9 protein-coding genes are annotated in these 8,158 nt (G+C 47.6%); 2 read left to right on the top strand and 7 right to left on the bottom strand.

Annotated elements, in window-relative coordinates:
* Both BCT81_RS16780 and BCT81_RS29375 read right to left on the bottom strand, forming a co-directional pair.
* A partial coding sequence (locus BCT81_RS16780) for a DUF1040 family protein (protein WP_133152645.1) occupies positions 1-79 on the bottom strand: 79 nt, incomplete at its 3' end.
* A 130-nt stretch (positions 80-209) separates the two neighbouring features.
* Positions 210-377: a hypothetical protein gene (locus BCT81_RS29375; RefSeq protein WP_170222445.1), complete on the bottom strand. Its 168-nt coding sequence runs from the start codon at positions 375-377 to the stop codon at positions 210-212.
* 283 nt (positions 378-660) lie between these two features.
* Between BCT81_RS29375 and BCT81_RS16775 the strand changes: the two genes are divergently transcribed.
* The gene (locus BCT81_RS16775; RefSeq protein WP_102425183.1) at positions 661-1,452 is read left to right on the top strand and encodes a sporulation protein; all 792 of its coding nucleotides are present in this window, start codon (positions 661-663) and stop codon (positions 1,450-1,452) included.
* 141 nt (positions 1,453-1,593) lie between these two features.
* Entirely contained in the window at positions 1,594-2,247 is a 654-nt protein-coding gene (locus BCT81_RS16770; RefSeq protein ID WP_102425182.1) for a hemolysin III family protein, read from the top strand.
* Here the strand turns inward: BCT81_RS16770 and BCT81_RS16765 are convergent.
* From BCT81_RS16765 to fmt, 5 genes are all read right to left on the bottom strand, one after another.
* Positions 2,244-2,819 (bottom strand): DUF3157 family protein, encoded by a 576-nt coding sequence (locus BCT81_RS16765; protein ID WP_102425181.1) that lies wholly within the window; start codon positions 2,817-2,819, stop codon positions 2,244-2,246. The genes BCT81_RS16770 and BCT81_RS16765 overlap by 4 nt on opposite strands.
* Positions 2,820-2,845: 26 nt before the next feature.
* A complete protein-coding gene (locus tag BCT81_RS16760; RefSeq protein ID WP_102425180.1) occupies positions 2,846-4,291 on the bottom strand; it encodes a TrkH family potassium uptake protein in 1,446 nt (481 codons plus the stop codon).
* 48 nt (positions 4,292-4,339) lie between these two features.
* A complete protein-coding gene (gene trkA, locus BCT81_RS16755) occupies positions 4,340-5,716 on the bottom strand; it encodes a Trk system potassium transporter TrkA (protein ID WP_004739332.1) in 1,377 nt (458 codons plus the stop codon).
* Positions 5,717-5,826: 110 nt separating this feature from the next.
* Positions 5,827-7,107: a 16S rRNA (cytosine(967)-C(5))-methyltransferase RsmB gene (rsmB, locus tag BCT81_RS16750; protein ID WP_102425179.1), complete on the bottom strand. Its 1,281-nt coding sequence runs from the start codon at positions 7,105-7,107 to the stop codon at positions 5,827-5,829.
* 89 nt (positions 7,108-7,196) lie between these two features.
* Positions 7,197-8,144 (bottom strand): methionyl-tRNA formyltransferase, encoded by a 948-nt coding sequence (gene fmt, locus BCT81_RS16745; RefSeq protein ID WP_102425184.1) that lies wholly within the window; start codon positions 8,142-8,144, stop codon positions 7,197-7,199.
* Positions 8,145-8,158 lie beyond the last annotated feature (14 nt).

Genomic DNA, 8,158 nt, shown 5'->3' with positions numbered 1-8,158 from the left:
CTAATAAGTTAAGCTCCTGATCTTTCTGCCACTCTGGCTCCATAAGCTCAAGAAGTTCTTCTATGCGGTGACACTTCATACTTTATTCTCCACAAATTTTATAATGATTTGTGGCTAAGGTATCAAATCGGTTAAGGAATACCAATGTGTAAACGCATTTCAAGAGAATACCAGGCAAGAAAAAAGCGCAGTAAAAACTGCGCTTTTTGTTAAGCGGCTTTAATTACTTTTGTTGTAGTCGGTGCTAATAAAGCAGTCTTCTCAACTAAAGTCATTGTAGGAGCCAATTTCTTTGCCATTGGAGCAGCAACAAAGCCACTACGACGACGCATCGCACTACGGTTGGTGTGCGAGAACCTGACAGCTGTTGGGCGCATTAATTTACCTAACGGTCAGGCATATCCATTGCCAATCTAATGGCCTGATTCACTATGAGATCCGCCTCAATTGCTTGAAGAGTCACTCGTCTGGCTTCCGCCAATCCGAATAATAAATCAGGATAATGATATGCATGCATATCGGGTATTAGATTATCACTATCTCAGTTATCGATCGACGCTTGAGTGATAAATAGACGATATTAGAGCTAAAATTGTGTGAGCAGTATATTTGAGTTTGAACCTCTTTCAGGCTTAAGATGATGCTTTAAAGGAGGTGCATATGTCGTTCTTAAAGAAAACGTTAGCAAGTTTTGGTATTGGGTCGGCTAAGGTCGATTCTGTATTGCAACAGGAAGTGCTGTATCCAGGGCAGAAGGCGAGCATTATTGTGCATGTGTATGGTGGCGCTCAGCCGCAGGAGATCGACAATATCGATCTTAATCTGTGCTGTCGTTACGTCAAAGAAGTCACCATGAACTCGCAAAGGCAAGAGGGCGGCCAAACACGCCGCATGCATCAGACATACTCACTAGCGAAATGGAGCCTGCCATACGCGTTTGTGATTCAGCCGGGTGAAACTCGCGACTTTGAGTGTGAGTTTGATGTTCCGTTGAACACACCGGTGACGATTGGCGATTCTAAGGTATGGCTGGAAACTGGATTAGACATTGCGATGGCGATCGATCCGTCGGATAAAGATATCTTAACGGTTCGCCCAGATGCACTCCTTGATGGCATTTTCAATGAACTGGAGGCTCAAGGGCTACGTATTCGTCAGGTTGAGTGTGAAGCGGTTGATGGCTTTGAACTGCCGTTTGTTCAAGAGTTTGAGTTTGTTCCAACTACTGGGCCTTATCATGGCCGATGGCGCGAGCTGGAAGTGGTAGCTCATCGAGATGAGAAAGAGCTTAAGCTATGGTTTGAAATAGACCGTAATCGCGATGGTGCAAAAGGTATGTTGGCAAGCTTGCTAGGCATTGGCCAATTGCATCGACAGTTGAGCGTGCCACTCGATACCTCTCCAGAAGAGGCGGGTAAGATGGTCATTGAGTATCTAGAAAGCGCGTCTTAGTGCTTTCTAAATAAATGATGCTTAAGGTATCGGTTGTCTCCGATCTCTTTAGGTTCTACATGTCATAAAAATTTAAGCTTACACGTGTACGCTTAATGTGTAATACTAGCGTTATCGAACATTTACTCTAGTAGGATAATCATGTCTGCATCATCGGCGAGCGAATACAGTGACATCGAAGAACGCGCCAATGCGATAACCCATGGCTTAGGCGTTGTACTTGGCGTGGTTGGTCTAATCCTGCTACTGATCCGTGCGTTTGACCATCAAGCCGACACACTGACGATTGCCAGTATGGCGGTGTATGGCAGCAGTATTATTCTGCTGTTTCTTGCTTCTACGCTTTACCACTCTATCACCACCGAGAAAACCAAACGTCTGCTGAAAACTCTCGATCACTGCGCGATTTACTTACTGATCGCGGGCAGCTACACACCATTCTTACTGGTTAGCTTAAGAACGCCATTAGCCATGGGATTGATGGCGGTGATTTGGGGAATTGCGCTGGCCGGCATCATTATGAAGATAGCCTTCGTCTACCGATTTAAGCGCTTGTCATTGGTGACTTACCTAGCTATGGGCTGGTTGTCATTGATCGTGGTGTATCAACTGGCGATGAATATTGAGATGGGCGGCTTGGTGCTACTAGCACTCGGTGGCGTGATTTACTCGTTAGGTGTGATTTTCTACGTAGCAAAACGCATCCCTTACAATCATGCCATCTGGCACTTGTTTGTATTGGCGGGCTGCGCTTGCCACTTCTTCGCGATCTATCTGTATGTGACTCCGGTTTAGCGAGTCAGTACTTCAACGATTTCTGCTTTAATTTGGTACTCAGGATGTTGCTCAACCTCTAGCTTGATCGAGGTGCCTTCAGAATCCGTTTTTGGTCGAAGGTAGGTATCTGCCATACGCTTGATTGATTTCCAAACGGCGACCGTCTTCTCTTCTAAAAGCTCACCGCTGGCAGAATACAGGTCGAGCTTTACCGACACCAAGATCACAGCTTGTGTGCTTTGATTGGTAATCGCCGTTGGGATAATAAGCTCACCATCTTCATAGTGGCTAGCACCGAGTACCACATCAACCCCTGATTGTGACAGCTGTAGGCTTGGCTTCTTGCTATCTACAACAATCGTCGTACCTTGCACATTCGTTGCAATCGGAACGGCGACAACAGGTGCGGCAGCAACAGGCACCGTGCTCTTTGATGTTACTGCTTCTTTTGTTTGCTGCTGTGGTACCACGTATTGCCACGTGAAATCATCTTTCAGCAATATCTGTTTGCCATCTTGCAGAGTCACCATCTGATCGGCCAATGCCGAACTGCTCAGCAGTGCGCTTGCGATAAGTAGGTATGATTTCATCTCTATATCCTTAAGTATTTGGGTAACTAGCGTCGCCAGAAGGCTGGGAAGAATAAAACGATAAGCGTCAGGATCTCGAGTCTTCCCATCAACATGCCGAAGCTTAGTAACCATTTAGCGCCGTCTGGCAGTGGAGCAAAGTTACCTGTTGGACCAATAACACTACCCATTCCCGGACCCACGTTAGCAACTGCAGTCACTGCACCAGAGATACTGGTGATTGGGTCCAATCCCATCGCACTCAAACCGCCAGCGATCAAGATAATCGTAATAAAGAACATCAAACCAAATGCTACCAATGAGCGCACGATATCGTCGCTCACAGGACGTTGATTGTAGCGTTGAACAAATACGCCTGATGGGTGAATCAACTTCATCATCTGTTTGTGAAGCATCGTCATCGCTATCTGGAAGCGGAATATCTTGATGCCGCCCGAGGTTGAGCCTGAACATGCGCCAGCCATCATCAAGAAGGCAAACAAGGTGGTCGGTAGTGCGCCCCATGCTGTGAAGTCTTCCAAACCAAAACCGGTAGTGGTGACCACGGATACGATGTTGAACATAGAAACACGCAGTGCATCCAAAACGGTGTAGCCATCTCTCACTACTAGCCATGCTGAAATTACCGCGCTGGTGAATAAAAACAGGTAGGTGAAGCCTTTCACTTGAGCATCTTTGTAGAGGATAGACAGTTTTCTACCACGCAGTGCGCTAACGAAAAGTAGGAATGGTAAGCCACCAAGGAACATGAACACTGTGCCAACCCAGTGAGCGCTGTTCGAGAAGTGGTTCATCGAGCCATCAGAGGTCGAGTAACCGCCAGTTGATAGCGTGGTAAACGAGTGGTTGATGGCGTCAAACACGCTCATGCCTGCAAACAGGTAGCTCACTAAGCACAAGCCAGTTAATACCAGATAAACCGCTACGATGTTCTTGGCGACGGTTTTTGCTCTCGGGCTGCTTTTATCAGACCAATCGGAAGATTCCGTTTGGAACAGGCGCATACCACCGACGTTGAGCATCGGCAGTACTGCCACCGCCATTACGATGAAGCCAATGCCGCCAAGCCATTGCAATATCGAGCGCCACAGTAGGATGCTTGGTGCCATGCCGTCTAAGCCACTCAATACCGTTGAACCTGTTGTGGTAATACCGGACATAGTTTCAAAGTAGGCATCGGTAAAGCTGATGTGATTGATGAACACAAACGGCAGTGCGGCGAAGGCACTGGCTATTGTCCATACCAGAGAGGTGATCAGGAACATATCCCGCACCCCGAGTCGGAACTTAGCAGAGCGGCCTAAACTCAAGCAGATGAACGCCACGATGTGCGTGATCACCACTGATTGACCGAATTCGAGAAAACCACCGGTACCGGTAAAGAAGGCCACTAGTGTTGGGATGTACATGAAAAGGGCCAGTTTTGATAACACTAACCCTATCACTAATAATATCGGACGAAAATTGACCATAGCTTAATGCCTAAGCGCGTTGTTACGTGAAGACTTATGAGAACAAGACTACAAGAAGAACGGACTCGGTTGGAAAAGAGACTCAACATCAGGCACGTACTTCTTGTCTACTAGGAACATTACTACGTGGTCATCTTGCTCGATCACGGTTCTATCGTGTGCAATAAGCACCTCTTCTCCGCGAACAATGGCACCAATGGTGGTACCCGGTGGTAGTTTGATATCGCCAATCGCTCGGCCAACCACTTTCGATGTGGTTTCGTCACCGTGGGCAATCGCTTCGATAGCCTCAGCAGCACCGCGACGTAGAGAGGATACGTTAACAATATCAGCACGACGAACGTGAGTAAGTAGCGCAGAAATGGTCGCTTGTTGTGGGGAGATTGCAATGTCAATAACACCGCCTTGCACAAGGTCTACATAGGCACCGCGCTGAATCAGTACCATTACTTTTTTGGCACCCATACGCTTAGCCAGCATTGCCGACATGATGTTGGTTTCATCTTCATTGGTTAGGGCAATGAATACATCGACCTGATCGATGTTCTCTTCGGTGAGTAGCTCTTGGTCTGCTGCATCACCACAGAATACGATGGTGTTTTCTAATTCTTCAGATAGCTTCTCTGCACGTGTGTAGCTACGCTCGATAAGCTTGATGCTGTAGCTCTGCTCAAGGCGTTTCGCTAGGCTTGCACCGATGTTACCACCACCAACAATCATGATGCGGCGGTACGGTTTTTCTAGGCGCTGTAGCTCACTCATTACTGAGCGGATATGGTTACTTGCCGCTACAAAGAACACTTCATCATCGGCTTCAATGATGGTGGTGCCTTGTGGGCGAATAGGGCGACCTTGACGGAAGATAGCCGCCACACGTGTATCGATGTGTGGCATGTGCTCACGCAAAGCAGATAGGGCATTACCAACCAGTGGACCACCGTAGTAGGCTTTTACTGCCACTAGGCTGACCTTCTGTTCTGCGAAGCTCACCACTTGTAGTGCGCCTGGGTATTGAATCAAACGCTCAATGTAGCTGGTCACCAGTTCTTCTGGTGCGATCAGGTGATCGACAGGGATTGCACCTGATTTGAACAGCGCTTCTTTCTCTTCTAGATATTCTGGAGAACGAATACGTGCAATTCGGTTTGGCGTATTAAAAAGAGAGAAGGCAACCTGACACGCGGCCATGTTGGTTTCATCCATGTTGGTTACTGCAACTAGCATGTCGGCATCTTGCGCACCCGCTTCACGTAATGTGTTTGGGTGGCTGGCATAGCCGTTTACAACCCTAAGGTCATATTTATCTTGAAGTTCACGCAGTCGGTCGGCATTACGGTCGACGATCGTGATGTCATTGTTTTCACCCACTAGGTTTTCAGCAAGGGTACCGCCTACTTGTCCAGCACCTAGGATAATGATCTTCATAGCCTTTCTCTTATTTTTGCCGTTGTAATTCTAGTGCTCTCATTTTGCTTTGATAGTGCACCAGAAAGAAACAGCGGCTAAGAAATAAAATTCTTAGCCGCTGTTACTTGTTATGCCTGTTTTACTAGAACTGCGTAGTAGAAGCCATCCATATCTTCTTCACCAGGCAGTATTTGACGACCCGGATTTTCGATATCAGACCCAACTAGCGTTGCGTTCTCAGTACGTTCTAGGAATGCTTTCACTTGCAGAACGTTCTCTTGCGGTGTGATAGAACATGTTGCGTAAACCATAGTGCCGCCTTCTTTCAGCTGGTGCCACATTGCATCCATGATCTCACTTTGTAGTTCCGCTAGTGCTTCAATATCCGATGCACGACGCAGCCATTTGATGTCTGGGTGACGACGGATTACGCCAGTCGCAGAACAAGGCGCATCAAGTAGGATACGGTCGAACTTATCGCCCATCCACCACTCTTCAGGGTAGCGAGCATCGCCACAAATTACGTCGGCACGCAGTTGTAGGCGTTCAAGGTTATCGTAAACGCGGTCTAAGCGTTTAACATCACAGTCAATCGCAACCACTTCTGTGTCGTTAGTGTGCTCAAGAATGTGTGCGGTCTTACCGCCTGGTGCTGCACAACAGTCTAGGATCAGCTCACCGTCTTTTGGTGTTAGGTAATCAACCGAAAGCTGAGCCGCTGCGTCCTGTACTGAAACCCAACCTTTGTCGAAGCCTGGCAATAAAGTTACATCACAAGGTGAAGCCAATTTTATTGCATCCGCTGCTTCTGAGTGCAGGGTGTATTCAATGTTTTCGTTTTTAAGCAGTTCAACATACTCGTCACGAGTGTGGTGCTGGCGGTTTACGCGCAGCCACATTGGTGCCTTGCTGTTGTTAGCTTCAATCAGTTGCTCCCATTGATCTGGGTAGCTTTCTTGAAGCATTTTTAGAATCCAGCTTGGGTGGCCGTATTTGCCCGCATTGTGGCTTACTGCTTTTTCATCCAGCTCTTCTTGGTCACGTAGGTAGCTACGTAATACTGCGTTGATCAAACCACTTAGGCTTGGACCACGCAGTGTTTTGGTGCCCTCAACCGTTTCCGCAACAGCTGCATGCGAAGGGATGCGCATGAAGCTCAGTTGGTAAATGCCCACCAAAATTAGGTGGTGGAATACGCGCTTTTTACCTTTAAGCGGGTTTTCCATCAGTTCGTTAGCGATTGACTCTAGACGAGGCAGGTAACGAAGTGCGCCGTAGCAAATCTCTTGCAATAGAGCATGGTCTCGCGGGCGGATCGTTTTTTGAGCCGCAGGGAGAGCGTGTGAAAGAGAGTGGCCTTTATCGACAACTTGAAATAGGACATTTGCAGCAGCAGCGCGAACATTCATGAGGGGTACCGAATATTTATTTAAATACATGAGGGCATCTCTGCCCTCGTAAAGGTTTTCTAAGCTGCGTTATGGCAGCTTTAAAGCGGTTAAGAAAGTTGAGTTCCAACTTCAAACCAGCTTGCACGAGAGTTCAAGATATCCTGAACTGACATGGCTTTTTTGCCTGGAACTTGTAGCTGTTCAAGAACAAGTACACCTTGCCCTGTTGCTACATAGATACCAGTTTTATCGGCTTGCAGAATGGTACCTGCAGGCTTATCAGAGGTTTGCTCTGCCACATGGCTTTGCCATACCTTGATGCTGTTTTCTGCAGCTTCAAAGTGGCTCATTGGCCATGGGTTAAAAGCACGAACGCAGCGCTCAATATGAGCCGCGTCATCACTCCAGTTGATACGTGCTTCTTCTTTGCTTAGCTTCTTCGCATAGTTCGCAAGCTCATCGTCTTGCTTTTCAGCGACAGCCTTGCCAGAAGCGATGTCAGCTAAACACTCAACAAGAGCGTCAGGGCCAAGGCCAGCTAACTTTTCGTACATCGATGCACTAGTATCTGTCACTTCGATTGGTAACGTAGCGATACTTAGCATGTCACCTGTGTCTAGGCCGATATCCATCTGCATGATCGTAACGCCAGTCTCTTTATCACCCGCCCAGATAGAGCGTTGAATTGGAGCAGCACCACGCCAGCGCGGTAGGATAGAGCCATGTACATTGATACAACCTAAGCGAGGTGTATCAAGTACCACCTGTGGTAGCAACATACCATAAGCGACCACTACCATAATATCGGCATTAAGGGCTGCCAATTCTTGCTTAGCCTCATCTGACTTGAAGTTCTCTGGTTGATAAACCGGAATTTCGTGCTCAAGTGCGAGTTGTTTTACTGGTGGCGCAGATAGTTTTTTTCCGCGGCCTGCAGGGCGATCTGGGTTAGTATAAACCGCAATTACTTCATGCTCCGAAGACAACAACGCCGCCAAGTGACGGGCGGCGAAATCCGGAGTACCTGCGAAGACAATTCTTAAAGACTGACTCAAGGTAGGCTTCCTTC

The organism is Vibrio sp. 10N.261.52.A1 (assembly GCF_002876325.1).
GTDB classification, from domain to species: Bacteria; Pseudomonadota; Gammaproteobacteria; order Enterobacterales; family Vibrionaceae; genus Vibrio; species Vibrio chagasii.
The sequence above is the reverse complement of the archived record's forward strand: the minus strand, read 5'-3'. Positions and strand labels throughout refer to the sequence as shown.

What these genes read in the sequence shown, in the direction of transcription:
- BCT81_RS16760 (WP_102425180.1), bottom strand. Translation starts at nt 4,291, where the DNA reads ATGGTCAATTTTCGTCCGATATTATTAGTGATAGGGTTAGTGTTATCA.
- BCT81_RS29375 (WP_170222445.1), bottom strand. Translation starts at nt 377, where the DNA reads ATGCGCCCAACAGCTGTCAGGTTCTCGCACACCAACCGTAGTGCGATG.
- BCT81_RS16765 (WP_102425181.1), bottom strand. Translation starts at nt 2,819, where the DNA reads ATGAAATCATACCTACTTATCGCAAGCGCACTGCTGAGCAGTTCGGCA.
- rsmB (WP_102425179.1), bottom strand. Translation starts at nt 7,107, where the DNA reads ATGAATGTTCGCGCTGCTGCTGCAAATGTCCTATTTCAAGTTGTCGAT.
- BCT81_RS16775 (WP_102425183.1), top strand. Translation starts at nt 661, where the DNA reads ATGTCGTTCTTAAAGAAAACGTTAGCAAGTTTTGGTATTGGGTCGGCT.
- BCT81_RS16770 (WP_102425182.1), top strand. Translation starts at nt 1,594, where the DNA reads ATGTCTGCATCATCGGCGAGCGAATACAGTGACATCGAAGAACGCGCC.
- trkA (WP_004739332.1), bottom strand. Translation starts at nt 5,716, where the DNA reads ATGAAGATCATTATCCTAGGTGCTGGACAAGTAGGCGGTACCCTTGCT.